Here is a 14,379-nt window from a genome sequence, read left to right on the forward strand (position 1 = left end):
CGCGGCGATTTTTGCCGCGGTTTTTCTTTGAGCAATCGACGATGAACGGCACATCCGGATTGAAATCGACGCTGGTCGAAGCCGACCGTATCCTGGTGATCGGCTGTCCCGGCAGCGGTAAGAGCACGCTGGCAAAGCGGCTGTCGCAAGCGCTCGGCCTTGATTACATCTCGATGGATCGCGACTTCTACTGGCTACCTGGCTGGCGAAAGAGGCAGCGCGACGAGATCGACAGTCTGATCGCCAAGGCGGTGGCGGAAGAACGCTGGATCATGGATGGCACCGGGCTCAGCTCCTTCCATTTGCGCCTTCCGCGTGCCGAAACCGTCATTTGGCTTCGGTTGCCCAGATCTGCCTGCCTGTACGGAGCAATATCGAGAGGCTTGCGCTATTTCGGGCGCAACCGTCCCGAGCTGCCTGCCGGCTGTCCCGAACACCTCTCGCTGGGCTTGCTTGCCTATATCTGGAATTTCGAGCGGGATGCCGCCCCCTTGATCGAAGCAGCACTTCGGGATTATCGGCTTCTCAATTCCACTGTCATCATAAGATCGCGAAAGGCAGCTCGCCGCTTCGCCGTTCTCGCGTATGGGCTCAAGGGAGTTGCATGATGGACCTGAGGGCAGAGCTGCCACCGCGACAGCAGATCGCCGATCTCAGACTGGCTGCGCAGCATATCGGTACAGCACGCCGCATCCTCGTCATGGGCTGCTCGGGCGGCGGTAAATCCACTCTGTCGTTGAAGATCGCCACACGCTTCCGGCTTTCCTATATTTCGCTCGACCGCGACGTCTTTTGGCTTCCCGGCTGGGTGACGCGCGACAGGGGCGAGCAGAGAAATATCATCGCCAGCCGGATACTCGAAGAACGTTGGATAATGGACGGCACGAACCCATCCTCCTTAGACATTCGGCTACCGCGCACCGATTTCGTCATCTGGGTGCGCATGCCGCGGCTTCTCTGCATCTGGGGCGTGGTCAGTCGGTGGGTGAGATGGATCGGCCGCACCCGGCCGGAAATGGCGGCGGGTTGCATTGAGAAGATCGATTGGGAGTTTGTCCGCTTCATCTGGACCTTCGAAGACAAGTTCGTGCCTCGCATTATCTCCGGCATCGCCGAGCACGGTCCTGATGTGCCCGTTCTCCAGCTAAAATCCCGCCGTGAGGTGCGCGAGCTTCTTGATCTTCTCCACGCGCCCGCTTAATTGCCGCCTATGCCGCAATTCGAAACGCACCGTCCCGTCCCGCACACGCCCGAACAGATGTTCGATCTCGTCGCCGATGTCGAGCGCTATCCGGAATTCCTGCCGCTCTGCGAAGCGCTGACCATTCGAAGCCGCAAGGAGCGCGACGGCAAGATCCTGCTCGTCGCCGATATGACGGTCGGCTACAAGGCGATCCGCGAGACCTTCACCACACAGGTGCTTCTGAACCGGGCCGAGCAGGTCATCGAGGTCAAATATATCGATGGCCCCTTCAAATATCTCGACAATCGCTGGCACTTCTCGGAGATGCCGACTGGCGGCTGCACCGTCGATTTCTTCATCGATTACGAGTTCAAGAGCCGCATTCTCGGCGCGTTGATGGGTTCGATGTTCGACCGCGCCTTCCGCATGTTCACCGAAGCCTTCGAGACCAGGGCAAACAGGATCTACGCTGCGGCCTGACGGGACGATTACCCTTTCAGCCGGCGAAGAGCGAATGCACCATCTCCAGCGCCGTCCTGACGGTTGCCAGCCGAACCTCGCCGCGGCCGATTTCGCCATAGAGCATCTTTCGGTGGATGAGCGCGCCGGCGCGCGATTTGGCGGCGAGATGCACGAGGCCGACCGGTTTTTCCGCCGATCCACCGCCGGGGCCGGCAATACCGGTGACGGCAACGGCGATCTCGGCGCGCGAGCGGAAGAGGGCGCCATGCACCATCTGCCACGCCGTTTCCTCGGAGACCGCCCCGAAGCGCTGCAGCGTTTCCGCCTGCACGCCGAGCATGTCCACCTTGGCGCTATTCGTATAGGTGACGAAGCCGCGATCGACGACGGCGGAGGAGCCCGATATCTCAGTCAGCGCCCCGGCGATCAGCCCGCCGGTGCAGGATTCGGCTGTGGACAGCATCAGCCCGGCGGCCGTGAACTCACGGATGATCGTCTCCGCCGTCGAAATGATATCCGGAGGAAACAGGCTCATCACTTTCTCCCGCGATAGACGACGGTTGCCGTCGCAATCGCCGCAATGCCTTCGCGCCGGCCGACGAAGCCGATCGTCTCGTTGGTCGTCGCCTTGACCGAGCAGCGCTCGATATCGATGCCGAGATAATCCGACAGTTTCGCCCGCATGGCGTCGCGATGCGGGCCGACTCGCGGCGCTTCGGCGATCAGCGAGACATCGGCATTCATGATCGTGCCGCCGCGCTCGCGCACAATCCGGGCAGCGTGTTCGATGAAGATCTTTGAGGGCGCGCCCTTCCATTGCGGATCGGACGGTGGGAAATGATCGCCGATATCGCCGGCACCGCAGGTGGCAAGCAGCGCATCCGTCAGCGCATGCAGCGCGACGTCGGCATCGGAGTGGCCTTTGAGCTTCTGGTCATGCGGAATGAACACGCCGCAGAGTGTGACACCATCGCCGGCTTCGAGCTGGTGCACGTCGTAGCCGTTGCCGGTGCGCACGTCCGGAAGCAGCGAAGCCGACAGCTTACCGTCGGCCATGGCGATATCGTCCTTGACCGTCAGCTTGACGTTATCGGCCGTGCCCTCGACGATCGTCACCGGAATGCCCAGCCATTCGGCGATCGAAGCATCGTCGGTGAAATCGCTTCGTCCGCTGGCGGCCGCCTTCTCATGCGCATCGAGGATCGTTTCGAAGGCGAAGGATTGCGGCGTCTGCGCCGCATAGAGGTGCTCGCGCGAAACCGTCGCCAGCACGGTGCCGGTGCTGTCGGCGCGTTTCAGCGTATCGGTGACCGGGATCGCCGGCAACACCGCCTGCGCGCCGTTGCCAAGGCTGTCGGCAATACGATCCAGAAGCTCATGGTCGAAGAACGGCCGCACGGCATCATGGATCAGCACGTGGCTGATCTGCTTGTCCTTGAGGTATCTGAGGCCGGCCAGCACGGATTGCTGCCGGGTCGCGCCGCCATGCACCGTTTCGATCGGCGTTGCCGAGATGATGTGGCGGAAAGCTCTTGCAAACAGCGCCTCGTCATCGGGATGAATGACGACGACGATCTGCTTTGCCGCTTCCCATGTCATGAAGTTTTCAAGCGTATGGACGATAACCGGCTTGCCGCCGATCATGCGATACTGCTTGGGGCCTTCCTTGGAGGATCCTGCGCGCTCGCCGCGGCCGGCGGCGACGATGACAATTCCAGCCGATATCGGTTGCTTAGAAGGCATTTGCAGCATAAATCCCCTAATTATGCGGAATTGACCCGAGTGCTCTAACGTCTTGCTTTGGCGTTTTCCAGCATCTGCCCGAAAAATATCAATTCCCATCCCAGCCCCCTTGGCAAGCTAGGGAATAGTGGCTAAAAATAATGCAGTTCTATTGTGTGCCCGAAAGATAATCATTTGATTTCCAAGGACCTCGCAGCGCCTTTCCGAATCGGACCTGTGTCCGTGCGGAACCGCGTTGTGCTGGCGCCGATGTCCGGCGTCACGGATATGCCCTTCCGCGAGCTTGCCTGGCGCTTCGGCGCCGGCCTCGTCGTCACCGAAATGGTGGCGAGCCGCGAATTGGTCAATGACACGGCCGAATCATGGTCGCGGCTGCGGGCTGCGGGCTTCCGGCCGCATATGGTGCAGCTTGCCGGACGCGAGGCGCACTGGATGGCGGAAGCCGCCAAGATCGCCGCCGATCATGGTGCCGATATCATCGACATCAATATGGGCTGCCCGGCCAAGAAAGTGATCGGCGGTTATTCCGGTTCGGCGCTGATGCGCGATCCCGATCACGCGCTCGGCCTCATCGAGGCGACGGTCAAGGCCGTCGACATTCCGGTGACGCTGAAGATGCGCCTCGGCTGGGATGAGAATTCGATCAATGCGCCCGACATCGCGCGCCGCGCCGAGGCGGCCGGTATCCAGCTTGTGACCATTCACGGGCGTACCCGCATGCAATTCTACGAAGGCCGTGCCGATTGGGACGCGATCCGCGCTGTCCGCGAGGTGATCTCCATACCGCTGATCGCCAATGGCGATGTCGAAACCGCAGGCGACGCGCAGGAAATATTGCGCCGCTCCGGCGCCGATGCCGTCATGATCGGCAGGGGCTGCCAGGGCAGACCGTGGCATGCCGGCGTCATATCAGGTGCGGCCGAGCCGCTGTCGCTTGAAATCGCCGATATCGCCGTCGAGCACTATCGGATGATGCTGGATTTTTACGGCGAAGCGGTGGCGATCCGCCATGCCCGCAAACACCTGGGCTGGTATCTCCAGCGTTTCGCCCCGGATCTCGCCGGCGGCGAAAAGGCTGCGATCATGACCTCGCGCAATCCCAGCGAGGTGGCTGCACGGCTTTACGATGCATTGGCGGCAGGTGTTGTCGACAGCCGGGAGGCGGCATGACGAAGGATATGACATCTCCGACCGATCAGGCCGGCGGAACCACCGTCGCCATGGCCGTGCTGAACGCCATCCAGAACCCCGTTATCATGGTCGACGAATCCGGCTTCGTCGTTTTCGCCAATTGGGAAGCGGAGGCCTTCTTCGGCGCCAGCGCCTCGCATCTGGCGCGGTACCGGATTTCGACCTTCATTCCCTTCGGCAGCCCGTTGCTGGCCTTGATCGATCAGGTGCGCGAGCGCAAGGCGCCGGTCAACGAATATCGCGTCGACCTGAGTTCGCCGCGCCTTGGCCAGGACAAGCTCGTCGATCTCTACGTCGCCCCGGTGCTCAGCGAACCCGGCGCCGTCGTCATCGTCTTTCAGGAACGCTCGATGGCCGATAAGATCGACCGGCAACTGACGCATCGCGCTGCTGCCCGCTCGGTGACCGGCCTCGCCTCGATGCTGGCGCACGAGATCAAGAACCCGCTTTCCGGCATACGCGGCGCTGCCCAGCTGCTCGAGCAGTCTGCGATCGACGACGACCGGGCGCTGACCCGGCTGATCTGCGACGAGACCGATCGCATCGTCTCGCTGGTCGATCGCATGGAAGTCTTTTCCGACGAACGTCCCGTCGACCGAATGCCGGTCAATATCCATTCCGTGCTCGATCATGTGAAGGCGGTCGCCAAGGCGGGTTTTGCCCGCAACATCCGCGTCACCGAGAGCTATGACCCGTCGCTGCCGGCCGTTTATGCCAATCGCGACCAGCTCGTGCAGGTCTTCCTCAATCTGGTGAAGAACGCCGCCGAAGCGGTCGGCGATCGGCCGGACGGCGAGATCATGCTGACGACGGCCTATCGCCCCGGCATCCGTCTGTCGGTCGCCGGCACCCGCGAAAAGATCTCGCTGCCGCTGGAATTCTGCGTCCACGACAATGGTCCCGGCGTTCCCTCCGATCTGTTGCCGCATCTCTTCGACCCGTTCATTACCACCAAGCCGAACGGCAGCGGCCTCGGCCTGGCGCTGGTCGCCAAGATCATCGGCGATCATGGCGGCATTATCGAATGCGACAGCCAGAACAGCCGCACGACATTCCGCGTTCTCATGCCGGCGTCGAAGGACGCCTCGCTCGAAGACGCCACTACCGCAAGCTCGACAGGACCTTCTCGATGACAGCCACGATCCTTGTTGCAGATGATGATGCGGCCATCCGGACCGTGCTCAACCAGGCTTTGAGCCGCGCCGGCTATGACGTCCGCATCACCTCCAACGCCGCTACCCTCTGGCGCTGGATTTCCGCCGGCGAGGGCGATCTTGTTGTCACCGACGTGGTGATGCCCGACGAGAACGCCTTCGACCTGCTGCCGCGTATCAAGAAGGCGCGTCCCGACCTGCCGGTTCTCGTCATGAGCGCGCAAAACACCTTCATGACCGCCATCAAGGCCTCCGAGAAGGGCGCCTACGACTATCTGCCGAAGCCCTTCGACCTGACCGAGTTGATCGGCATTATCGGCCGTGCGCTCGCCGAGCCGAAGCGCAAGCCCGCCAAGCTCGAAGAGGACATGCAGGACGGCATGCCGCTCGTCGGCCGGTCGGCGGCGATGCAGGAAATCTACCGCGTGCTCGCCCGCCTGATGCAGACGGACCTGACGCTGATGATCACCGGCGAATCCGGCACCGGCAAGGAGCTCGTCGCCCGCGCGCTGCATGACTATGGCAAGCGCCGCAACGGTCCCTTCGTCGCCATCAACATGGCGGCGATCCCGCGCGACCTGATCGAATCGGAACTCTTCGGCCACGAGAAGGGCGCCTTTACCGGCGCGCAGACCCGCTCGACCGGCCGCTTCGAGCAGGCCGAAGGCGGCACGCTCTTCCTCGACGAAATCGGCGACATGCCGATGGACGCCCAGACGCGGCTCTTACGCGTCCTGCAGCAGGGCGAATACACCACTGTCGGCGGCCGCACGCCGATCCGCACCGATGTGCGCATCGTCGCCGCCACCAACAAGGACCTGAAGCAGGCGATCAACCAGGGCCTGTTCCGCGAGGATCTCTATTACCGGCTCAATGTCGTGCCGCTGCGCCTGCCGCCGCTGCGCGACCGCGCCGAGGATATTCCCGATCTCGTGCGCCATTTCATCCAGCAGGCCGAAAAGGAAGGCCTCGGCTCCAAGCGCTTCGATCAGGAAGCCCTGGAACTGATGAAGGCCTATGCCTGGCCTGGCAACGTCCGCGAGCTGGAAAACCTCATCCGCCGTCTGATGGCGCTCTATCCGCAGGATGTCATCACCCGCGAGATCATCGACGCCGAGCTGCGCTCCGACGTGCCCGACAGCCCGATCGACAAGGGGCCGATCCGCAGCGGCTCGATGACGATCGCGCAAGCCGTCGAGGAGAATATGCGCACCTACTTCGCCAGCTTCGGCGAAAACCTGCCGCCGCCCGGCCTCTACGACCGCGTGCTGACCGAACTGGAATATCCGCTGATCCTCGCCGCCCTGACGGCGACGCGCGGCAACCAGATCAAGGCCGCCGATCTCCTTGGTCTCAATCGAAATACCTTGCGCAAGAAGATCAGGGAACTTGGCGTGTCGGTCTATAGGAGCTCCCGCACCGCCTGAGCGGGCTCTGGCCGGGCTCCGGGTCGCGAGGACGTTTATGAATGGCTCATCGGCGCACGCTCCGACTGAGTTGGCCTGATGTCGGACATCGCTTCACCAGCATGGTGACCCTGCAACTCAGGCTTCAGATCGACTGCGCGCAAGACTGGCAGAAAGGTGTGTGAGGAACGGCGTCAAGCCTCCTCTCGCTGATCGGCCTGCCGCACTTTACACAAGTGCCAAAGGTTCCGGCTTGTATCCGGTCCAGTGCCGCCTGTACGGCCAGGAGTTCCTTCTGTCCAGCCTCGCCGAGCTCTTCCAGGACTTCATCGTTATTGCGCTCTGTGGCGCGATCATCGTCATCAGGATTGCGAGGCTGCACGAAATCATGTTCGATCGCTTGCAGGCGGGTTTGTAGCTCGCGCCGGCGTTGGTCAAGGATCGCCTTGTGCTTTTCGAGATGCTGCCTCGTTTGCGAGGAGGAATGCTTCTGCATGGACGTTCTCCGGCCGGCCTCATATTCGCGACCGACACCTTGGTTTACTGGGAAGTCTTGCCCTTGACGGGAGCCGCAAACCTAGGCGTGTTGGGCGTGCGTCGCATTGATCCGCATCAAGCTGGCTTGCGGTTGGCCAGTGTCGAGATTTCCTCGGGCGAAGGCCAGCTTGCAGGTGCTGTTTCAGTTTGGCTTTTCGCCGACGGCGTTGAATCGGAAACGGCAGAAGCAGGTCATGGATCCATCCGGACAGTTTCCGTCAATGCGACATGAGCACTGGCAGCAAAGGCTTTTCCAGGACGCCATCGGTTGCCCCGCCCAGGACGAAATCTCGCAACCTCGAGTGTCCAAATCCTCCCATGACCAGCATATCGGCGCTCAGTTCCAGTGCCGTTTGCTGAATGCTCTGACCGATCGACGGCGAAGTAACGCGAGCGGCCGTTGCGCTTGCATTGACGCCGCTCGAAACCAGGATCTCAACAAGGTGCGCTCCGCTTGTCTCCGGCAGCGGCTTTTCGCCCGTCAGCGATAGGACCGTAACCCGCTTGGCCTTGCGAATGAATGGGTTTGCATCGCTGACGGCCCGAGCGGCGGTTCGGCTTCCGTCCCAGGCGATGACCAGATGGTCGATCGGACCCGCCAGGGTCTTGTTGGGGATGATGACGGCCGGCCGGCCGGAGCCGAATATGACCGCTTCGGCGACAATACGAGTGTCCGGAACATCCGCGACACATTCGAGAATGGCCAGATCGAAAAAACGTGCTTCGGTGGCTGAGGTCTCGTGCAGCAGCGGCACGGTGGTTTTGACCGTTCGGCAAGATAGTTCGACCTTGGCGTTCGCTGCGAGGTTGGTCGCTGCTGCAATAAGCGTTTCGGCGCGCTCACGGCTCAGGGTCTCGGCATGCTCGATCATCTTTGGAGTATCGAGCAGTAGCGATGACCAGGCGTTTGGAATGTGCGGAATCCCGACCCTCAGCGCGCAGGCATGAAGACTGGCACCGTAGTGCCCGGCAAACGCTACAGCGTTTGAAATGATCAGTCCCGAACTTGAATCGGGATATGTTGATAGCGGGAGAAAATATTGTGCCGTCATGTCCTGCTCCATCTCTCGCGAACCGCCACGATTGCAATCATCTATCTCCATTCGTCGCCATTCGGCATTGATGTAACGCAATTGCACCGGCCAAGTTGATCGTTGTCAAATCCTTGTTGGCCGAGGACCGATATGAAATTGGCTGTGTGATCGCGCGTGCGGCGTTGCTCATGTTCGATGTTGCTGCCCTTCGTTAATGTCGCATCCTGGAGACCGTCATGAGCAGATTGCATTCGGAAAATCACCTCGTCTCCCGCATCGGCTGGCTCCGGGCCGCCGTCCTCGGCGCAAACGATGGGATCGTCTCGACGGCGAGCTTGATCATGGGCGTCGCCACCGCATCCGCCGGAACCTCGCAGATACTTGTCGCGGGCGCGGCTGGTCTGGTTGCGGGCGCGATGTCCATGGCAGCCGGTGAATACGTGTCGGTGAGCTCGCAGGCCGATACCGAGGAAGCCGATCTCGCGCGGGAACGGACGGAGTTGGAGACGCAGCCCGATGCTGAACTCGATGAGTTGACGCAAATCTACGTCAAACGCGGCCTCAGCCACGATCTGGCCAGGCAGGTCGCGGTCCAACTGACGGCCAATAACGTTCTCGACGCGCATTCGCGTGACGAACTCGGTATCGTTGATCACATGGCAGCCCGGCCCATTGAGGCCGCCTTGACGTCGGCCGTCACCTTCGCGGTGGGAGCTGCATTACCCCTGATGATGGTTGTCCTTTCACCCGCCTCGATGCTGGTCTATGGCGTTGCAGGCGCGTCTTTGGCTTTCCTCGCGCTGCTGGGCGCGATCGGTGCGCAAGCGGGTGGCGCAAATGTCCTGAGAGCCACGACTCGCGTCACCTTCTGGGGCGCCTTCGCGATGGCGCTGACGGCCGGAATCGGAGCGCTGGTTGGCACCGCAGTCTGACCGGACGGGTCAGATGCGAGGATTGGTCGATTTCTCTGCCGCGGCCGTCACCGTGTTCTCCGATCCACATGCAAAACGGATTCTGTAGCCGGCTCTCCGTTGGGTGGGTTTCAAACGTCCGTCACAACATCCGCAAGCATCGAGCGGACCTTGCCTGCCAAAGTGGTCAGCATTTCGTTGTCGATTGCCTGCATCGACGCGACCGGATCGATGGCGCTGACCATGACATTGCCGCCGTCGACGGCGCGCAGGATGACATTGCACGGCAGCATCGCCCCCACCTTCGGTTCCAGTTTCAGCGCCTCGAACGCCATGCGAGGATTGCAGGCTCCGAGGATGAGGTAATCGTCGATGTCGGCATCGATCCTTTTCTTCATGGTCGCCTTGACATCGATCTCCGTCAGAACCCCGAAACCGTGCTTGATGAGAGCGGATCTCGTTCTGCCGACCGCATCGTCGAAACTGATCGCCCAGAGGGTTCTATCGAGCGTATAGGTCATGAGAAGTCTCCTTTCGGCGGTTGCTTCCCTGCAACGGCCGGCAAATGCCGAGTCTCCGATCACATGTCCTGCATAAAGGCCTGCATTTCCTCAGGCGTAACCTTACCGTCATTGTTCGCGTCGACCGCGTCGAAGACGCGCTTGTGGATGGCGGTCAACTCTTCGAAAGAAACCCCGCCGTCCCCGTCGCTATCTGTGATGGCGAACATGATCTTCATCATATGACCGCGCATTGGTCCCATCATGCGCATTCTTTCGTACATGCCCGGTGTCATGTTGCGGCCCATCATGCCTGGCATCATTTCCGTTTCATCGGCCCCAGGCTTATCCTCCGACGAGGCCGGGTCTGGACTTTTCGTCTGGGCGGATGCGGTGCCGAAAGCGCCGACCACACCGAGCAAGGCCAGCAGAGTGATCGTTGGCAGTCTGACCATGGACATACTTCGTCTCCTCTTTGAGCATTATCCTCCACGAACTGGAGAGGCGATTGAGAGTAGGATGCATCCCGGCTTCACACATTGCGCTGGATCAAACCACTTGGATGGTTGGTCTAAAGCCGCGTGGCAGATGACCTTTGATCTGGCCGTTCGGAAGGTGATCACCGCGCAAACAGGCCGCATCCGATTCCTGTCGGCTGGTCATGCTTGAGGAAGAGAACGGAGAGACCAAGCTTTTCGGCGAGGGCAAGACCGCACGCTTCGCCGAGAACCATCATTGCCGTCGCCCAGGCGTCGGCGCTCATGCAATCGCAGGCGAGCACGGTCGCTGAGGCAGGCGGATCTCTAAGCGGCATGCCGAGCTGCGGGTCCATAGTGTGCGACAGACGATAGCCGGCGACGTCGATCCAGTGTCGATAGTCGCCGGACGTTGCCACGGCGCAATCCTGTAGCTCGAGCATGGAATGCGCGGCGCGCACTTCCGGGTTTGGCATCTCGACGGCGACGCTCCAGCCGCGACCGTTGGGCTGAGCGCCGAGCGCTCGCACTTCGCCGTCGATGGCGAAGAGGCCGGCTTCGATACCGTGCTGACGCGCAGCCTTCGACAGCTGATCGGCGCCATAGCCCTTGGCGATGCCATTGAGATCGAAGCACATCTCGGAGTGCTTGCGGGCGCGGCCGGCGGCCCTGTCCAGCTCCAGAACATCATGAGCCGGGCTGCGTTTCGCAAGGCGGGCGGTCCTGATCCGGTCCTCGCTTGCCTCCGCCGGACCGAAACCCCATGCGGCGGTGGCATCACCCATGCCGATATCGAAGGCGCCGCCTGAAATGTGGCCGATGGCAAGACCAGTTCCCAGCACGGTGAGCAGCCCGTCGGGGAGGGCAACCCATCCACCGGGCCGGGCGGCGTTCAAGCGGTTCAGGTCGCTTTCAGGCCTCCAATTGGACATTTGTTTGTCGACTTCCGTCACGGCGTCGATCATCGCCCTGCGGGCGGAAGAGACATCGAAATCCGATGGCATGTGAAAGACGGCGGACCAGCGCGCACCCATGGTCGGACCGTTGATCGCGTAGCGCTTCATCTTAGTAGACGTCCTCGGCATAGCGGCCGTCGGCTTTCAGGCGTGTGAGGTTGAAGCCCTGCGCCGCCAATATGTCGGCGAGCACGGCGGCGACGGCCGCCGCCATATCCCGACTGCCGCAGATGAGAACCTGACCGCCTGCGGCGATCAGTTTGCCGATGCGCTCGGCGTCCTTGCGCAGAATATCCTGCACGTAGGCCGGGCTCGCAGTTCGCGAAAAGGCGGTCGATACCGAGGTCAGCCGGCCATCCTTTTTCCAGTGGGAAAGCTCCTCGGCGTAAAACGCGTCGCTGGTTGGATGGCGAGTTCCGAAATAGAGGTGCATGGCGCGGCCCGCCCGGTTTCGGCGGGCGAAGCCGGCAAGAGGACCGATTCCGGCGCCGGCGCCGATGAGAATGACGGGTTTGCCTCCCCGGGCCGGGCGGAACGAGGGGTTTGGCCTCACGAAGGCCGCAATGGTATCACCGGGTTTCAATGCGATGAGTTGGCTCGAGCAAAGCCCTCCCACTTGCTCGCGGACGCAGATTTCGAGAAAGCCATCCTTGAGACCGGAAGCAAGCGAGTAGAAGCGCGGCAGATCCGAGCCCTGCGGCACGATGCCGACCAGATCTCCCGCCTCGAACCGCGGGAATGCCTTGCCCGCCAGACGCTGCCAGAGCGAAGTCTTCGGCAGGGCAAAGCGGAGGATGGCGGTGGTGGCCTGTATGCTTGCGCCATAGTCGCGGCGGGATATGAGCGGCAATCTCCAGGTCTTCGGAACAGTCGGTTGGTGGTTCAGTTCGAAATCGAGACCAAGCGTCTCGGCCAGGCGCCGTCCCCAGCGGGCGAAATCCTGTGGCGATTGGCGATCTACCGTGTCGAAAGGTATAAGGGAGGCCCAGCCCTTGTCCTTGGCAATTCTCGCAACCTCGGCGGCGAACCCGCAGAAGGCCGGGAAGCTGCGATCGCCGAAACCGAGTACCGCGAGCGGCAGGCCGGCGCTTGCATGCGCTCCCCCGAAGCGCTCGATGAAGCCTTTGGCGGAGGCGGGTGCTGTACCATCGCCATAGGTCGCGGCTAACAGAATCACACGCCGAGCCTTCAACCAGCGGCCCGGCTCGAATTTGGACATCGGGCCGACGTAGACGCGAACGCCCTGTGCGGAAAGAGCGGTCTGCAGCGTATTGGCGAAACCCCAGGTCGTGCCGCTCTCGCTACCGACAAGCAGGATTGTATCGGCCTCGCCAGCGGCAGCCGAGGCGAGCTTCGGGTCGCGGCGTCCCCTGAGCCAGACCCATAGGCCTGTCCAGCCGAGGACGGGTACCGCAAGCGCGGAGAACCCGAGGATGAGCCCGAGCCAAGCCAGCCCGTGCCCCGTGTGCAGCATCGTGATGAGGCGCGTGACCGTGTCGACCCAACCGGCGTCCGACCAGGCCAGCAGCGCACCGCTGCCTTGGTCGATATAAGCTTCTCCCCTTGCAGTCTTGAGTGTGAAAACATCGGTCGCGTCGCCCGTAGCGGGGAAATTCAACGAGAGCAGATCATCGACCGGCGTCTCTCGAAACAGAGGGACAGAGGTGAGCGCCACGCCGGTATTGCCGCTGACGTCGGCAGGGAAGGCCGGTGCACCGGCGCCTTCCGGCAATACCCCGAAAACAGCAGCCGTCATCCAGAGCGCAGTGAGCGCGGAGAGGAAGAGGCCAGGCAGGGCAAGGCGCGAGACCACGGCATGTAATCGTCCATCACCTGTGCCGCGAACGGATTTCAGAACGAAGCGCCAGCCGCCGGCGCGCCTTGCCGTCAGGAACAGTCCGGAAATTGCAAGGGCAAGCATTGTGGCCGCACCGCCAGCCGCTATGAGCCTTCCGGTATCGTCAAGGAAAAGCGATCGATGGAGATTGATCAACCAGCGCTCCAGCGCCGAGGTTTCGCCACTACCGACCGGCATGCCGGTGGCAGAGTCGATGACGGCGGAGGCGGGTTGGTCGCCTTCGTAGTAATAGGCGGTGATCTGCCCGGACGGCGCCCGTCTGATCTGTTCCACCGTAGGCTCTGCCGCCCGGACTCGCGCGGCGAGTTCCGCGACGCTGACGCGTTGCGCGGCAGGCATGGTGAGCGCCTCTGCGGCAGGGAAGATAGAGAGTAGGGCGCCGCTCAGCGCGAGGACGGTGAGAAGCGCCGCGGCGATCAGCCCGAACCAGCGGTGGAGCGAGCGGTTCATAACCGGCGGCCTCCTGCTCAACGCGCATAGGTGAAGGCGGCGATGTAGCGCGTACCCTTCACCTTTTGGCCTGAGCCTGCCGATGTCAGCGGCACCACGATCTCGTTCGGGCTGTCGCGCATGTCTTCCACGGCGGAATCGATATGAAGCTGATAGCCGGCATCGAACAGTGTATCGGCAAGATCGACCGTGACCTTGAGTGAGCGGCCTGCACCAACGCTGGCGCCGGTGATACCGTTGATCTGGGTGGTATCGCCGCCGGTGGCGCGGTACCAGCCGCTGAGATGCTCGTAATACCTGGTCTTGCCCCCTGCCATCCAGAGGCTGCCGACATATTTGTTCTGCGCATCGGTCACGTAATATGCGAGATAGGCGCCATCCCCGCCATAGTTGCGCATGCTGGTGGTGAGGGTCACTTCACGCGCCATGGCAAGGCCGGGAACGGTAAGGGCCGTGGTGACTGCAAGCATGGCAAGAAAGGATTTCATTCTCATCGATATTCTCCTTGGCAGGACTGG

At 61.9% G+C, this 14,379-nt stretch carries 17 protein-coding genes; 8 read left to right on the forward strand and 9 right to left on the reverse strand.

The features are described from left to right. The first annotated feature begins 41 nt into the window (after positions 1-41). From NE851_RS20240 to NE851_RS20250, 3 genes are read left to right on the forward strand one after another with little or no spacing between them, the layout of a single operon-like run. Entirely contained in the window at positions 42-608 is a 567-nt protein-coding gene (locus NE851_RS20240) for an AAA family ATPase (RefSeq protein WP_097623120.1), read from the forward strand. Then, entirely contained in the window at positions 605-1,201 is a 597-nt protein-coding gene (locus NE851_RS20245; RefSeq protein ID WP_097544397.1) for a P-loop NTPase family protein, read from the forward strand. Before NE851_RS20240 ends, NE851_RS20245 begins: the two co-directional genes overlap by 4 nt. Before the next feature lie 9 nt (positions 1,202-1,210). Then, a complete protein-coding gene (locus NE851_RS20250) occupies positions 1,211-1,663 on the forward strand; it encodes a type II toxin-antitoxin system RatA family toxin (RefSeq protein WP_047614994.1) in 453 nt (150 codons plus the stop codon). Between the two features lie 16 nt (positions 1,664-1,679). On the opposite strand, the gene NE851_RS20255 is transcribed toward NE851_RS20250, so the two are convergent. Together NE851_RS20255 and NE851_RS20260 are read right to left on the reverse strand one after the other, a co-directional pair. Further along, entirely contained in the window at positions 1,680-2,180 is a 501-nt protein-coding gene (locus tag NE851_RS20255) for a CinA family protein (protein ID WP_097623121.1), read from the reverse strand. Further along, the gene (locus tag NE851_RS20260) at positions 2,180-3,397 is read right to left on the reverse strand and encodes a bifunctional 2-C-methyl-D-erythritol 4-phosphate cytidylyltransferase/2-C-methyl-D-erythritol 2,4-cyclodiphosphate synthase (protein WP_047614998.1); all 1,218 of its coding nucleotides are present in this window, start codon (positions 3,395-3,397) and stop codon (positions 2,180-2,182) included. Before NE851_RS20260 ends, NE851_RS20255 begins: the two co-directional genes overlap by 1 nt. A 144-nt stretch (positions 3,398-3,541) precedes the next feature. Between NE851_RS20260 and dusB the strand changes: the two genes are divergently transcribed. From dusB to ntrC, 3 genes are read left to right on the forward strand one after another with little or no spacing between them, the layout of a single operon-like run. Continuing rightward, complete coding sequence (gene dusB / locus NE851_RS20265; protein WP_176707382.1) at positions 3,542-4,558, forward strand: tRNA dihydrouridine synthase DusB; 1,017 nt, start codon at positions 3,542-3,544, stop codon at positions 4,556-4,558. Further along, positions 4,555-5,712 carry a two-component system sensor histidine kinase NtrB gene (locus NE851_RS20270; RefSeq protein ID WP_047615002.1) on the forward strand — a complete coding sequence of 386 codons (1,158 nt, stop codon included), beginning with the start codon at positions 4,555-4,557 and terminating at the stop codon, positions 5,710-5,712. Before dusB ends, NE851_RS20270 begins: the two co-directional genes overlap by 4 nt. Next, a complete protein-coding gene (ntrC, locus tag NE851_RS20275) occupies positions 5,709-7,160 on the forward strand; it encodes a nitrogen regulation protein NR(I) (protein WP_047615004.1) in 1,452 nt (483 codons plus the stop codon). Before NE851_RS20270 ends, ntrC begins: the two co-directional genes overlap by 4 nt. Positions 7,161-7,284: 124 nt before the next feature. On the opposite strand, the gene NE851_RS20280 is transcribed toward ntrC, so the two are convergent. Next, the gene (locus NE851_RS20280) at positions 7,285-7,635 is read right to left on the reverse strand and encodes a TraR/DksA family transcriptional regulator (RefSeq protein ID WP_097544400.1); all 351 of its coding nucleotides are present in this window, start codon (positions 7,633-7,635) and stop codon (positions 7,285-7,287) included. On the opposite strand from NE851_RS20280, the gene NE851_RS20285 reads away from it, so the two are divergent. Beyond that, the gene (locus NE851_RS20285) at positions 7,624-7,908 is read left to right on the forward strand and encodes a hypothetical protein (protein WP_254962420.1); all 285 of its coding nucleotides are present in this window, start codon (positions 7,624-7,626) and stop codon (positions 7,906-7,908) included. The two genes, NE851_RS20280 and NE851_RS20285, sit on opposite strands and share 12 nt — an antisense overlap. Here the strand turns inward: NE851_RS20285 and NE851_RS20290 are convergent. Continuing rightward, positions 7,895-8,779 (reverse strand): universal stress protein, encoded by an 885-nt coding sequence (locus NE851_RS20290; RefSeq protein WP_097544401.1) that lies wholly within the window; start codon positions 8,777-8,779, stop codon positions 7,895-7,897. The genes NE851_RS20285 and NE851_RS20290 overlap by 14 nt on opposite strands. A gap of 167 nt (positions 8,780-8,946) precedes the next feature. Between NE851_RS20290 and NE851_RS20295 the strand changes: the two genes are divergently transcribed. Continuing rightward, a complete protein-coding gene (locus NE851_RS20295) occupies positions 8,947-9,642 on the forward strand; it encodes a VIT1/CCC1 transporter family protein (RefSeq protein WP_097544402.1) in 696 nt (231 codons plus the stop codon). A 110-nt stretch (positions 9,643-9,752) separates the two neighbouring features. Here NE851_RS20295 and NE851_RS20300 read toward each other — a convergent pair whose 3' ends face one another. The 5 genes from NE851_RS20300 to NE851_RS20320 all read right to left on the reverse strand — a co-directional run bounded on the left by NE851_RS20300 (position 9,753) and on the right by NE851_RS20320 (position 14,349). Next, on the reverse strand, positions 9,753-10,142 hold the full coding sequence (locus tag NE851_RS20300) for a DUF302 domain-containing protein (protein ID WP_174824519.1): 390 nt from the start codon (positions 10,140-10,142) through the stop codon (positions 9,753-9,755). A 59-nt stretch (positions 10,143-10,201) separates the two neighbouring features. Next, positions 10,202-10,582 carry a membrane protein gene (locus NE851_RS20305; RefSeq protein WP_047615014.1) on the reverse strand — a complete coding sequence of 127 codons (381 nt, stop codon included), beginning with the start codon at positions 10,580-10,582 and terminating at the stop codon, positions 10,202-10,204. A 158-nt stretch (positions 10,583-10,740) separates the two neighbouring features. Next, the gene (locus NE851_RS20310) at positions 10,741-11,661 is read right to left on the reverse strand and encodes an FAD:protein FMN transferase (protein WP_097623123.1); all 921 of its coding nucleotides are present in this window, start codon (positions 11,659-11,661) and stop codon (positions 10,741-10,743) included. A 1-nt stretch (position 11,662) separates the two neighbouring features. Next, a complete protein-coding gene (locus NE851_RS20315) occupies positions 11,663-13,861 on the reverse strand; it encodes a PepSY domain-containing protein (RefSeq protein ID WP_097623124.1) in 2,199 nt (732 codons plus the stop codon). 17 nt (positions 13,862-13,878) lie between these two features. Next, positions 13,879-14,349, reverse strand: a complete 471-nt coding sequence (locus NE851_RS20320) for a DUF2271 domain-containing protein (protein WP_047615764.1) — start codon at positions 14,347-14,349, stop codon at positions 13,879-13,881. Positions 14,350-14,379: the final 30 nt, after the last annotated feature.

This window comes from Rhizobium anhuiense bv. trifolii, assembly GCF_024346605.1.
Lineage (GTDB): Bacteria > Pseudomonadota > Alphaproteobacteria > Rhizobiales > Rhizobiaceae > Rhizobium > Rhizobium anhuiense.

Coding starts and splice junctions, on each gene's coding strand:
- NE851_RS20245 (WP_097544397.1), top strand. CDS start 605: ATGATGGACCTGAGGGCAGAGCTGCCACCGCGACAGCAGATCGCCGAT.
- NE851_RS20315 (WP_097623124.1), bottom strand. CDS start 13,861: ATGAACCGCTCGCTCCACCGCTGGTTCGGGCTGATCGCCGCGGCGCTT.
- ntrC (WP_047615004.1), top strand. CDS start 5,709: ATGACAGCCACGATCCTTGTTGCAGATGATGATGCGGCCATCCGGACC.
- NE851_RS20300 (WP_174824519.1), bottom strand. CDS start 10,142: ATGACCTATACGCTCGATAGAACCCTCTGGGCGATCAGTTTCGACGAT.
- NE851_RS20255 (WP_097623121.1), bottom strand. CDS start 2,180: ATGAGCCTGTTTCCTCCGGATATCATTTCGACGGCGGAGACGATCATC.
- NE851_RS20320 (WP_047615764.1), bottom strand. CDS start 14,349: ATGAAATCCTTTCTTGCCATGCTTGCAGTCACCACGGCCCTTACCGTT.
- NE851_RS20270 (WP_047615002.1), top strand. CDS start 4,555: ATGACGAAGGATATGACATCTCCGACCGATCAGGCCGGCGGAACCACC.
- NE851_RS20250 (WP_047614994.1), top strand. CDS start 1,211: ATGCCGCAATTCGAAACGCACCGTCCCGTCCCGCACACGCCCGAACAG.
- NE851_RS20240 (WP_097623120.1), top strand. CDS start 42: ATGAACGGCACATCCGGATTGAAATCGACGCTGGTCGAAGCCGACCGT.
- NE851_RS20290 (WP_097544401.1), bottom strand. CDS start 8,779: ATGGAGATAGATGATTGCAATCGTGGCGGTTCGCGAGAGATGGAGCAG.
- NE851_RS20310 (WP_097623123.1), bottom strand. CDS start 11,661: ATGAAGCGCTACGCGATCAACGGTCCGACCATGGGTGCGCGCTGGTCC.
- NE851_RS20285 (WP_254962420.1), top strand. CDS start 7,624: ATGCTTCTGCATGGACGTTCTCCGGCCGGCCTCATATTCGCGACCGAC.
- NE851_RS20280 (WP_097544400.1), bottom strand. CDS start 7,635: ATGCAGAAGCATTCCTCCTCGCAAACGAGGCAGCATCTCGAAAAGCAC.
- NE851_RS20260 (WP_047614998.1), bottom strand. CDS start 3,397: ATGCTGCAAATGCCTTCTAAGCAACCGATATCGGCTGGAATTGTCATC.
- NE851_RS20305 (WP_047615014.1), bottom strand. CDS start 10,582: ATGTCCATGGTCAGACTGCCAACGATCACTCTGCTGGCCTTGCTCGGT.
- NE851_RS20295 (WP_097544402.1), top strand. CDS start 8,947: ATGAGCAGATTGCATTCGGAAAATCACCTCGTCTCCCGCATCGGCTGG.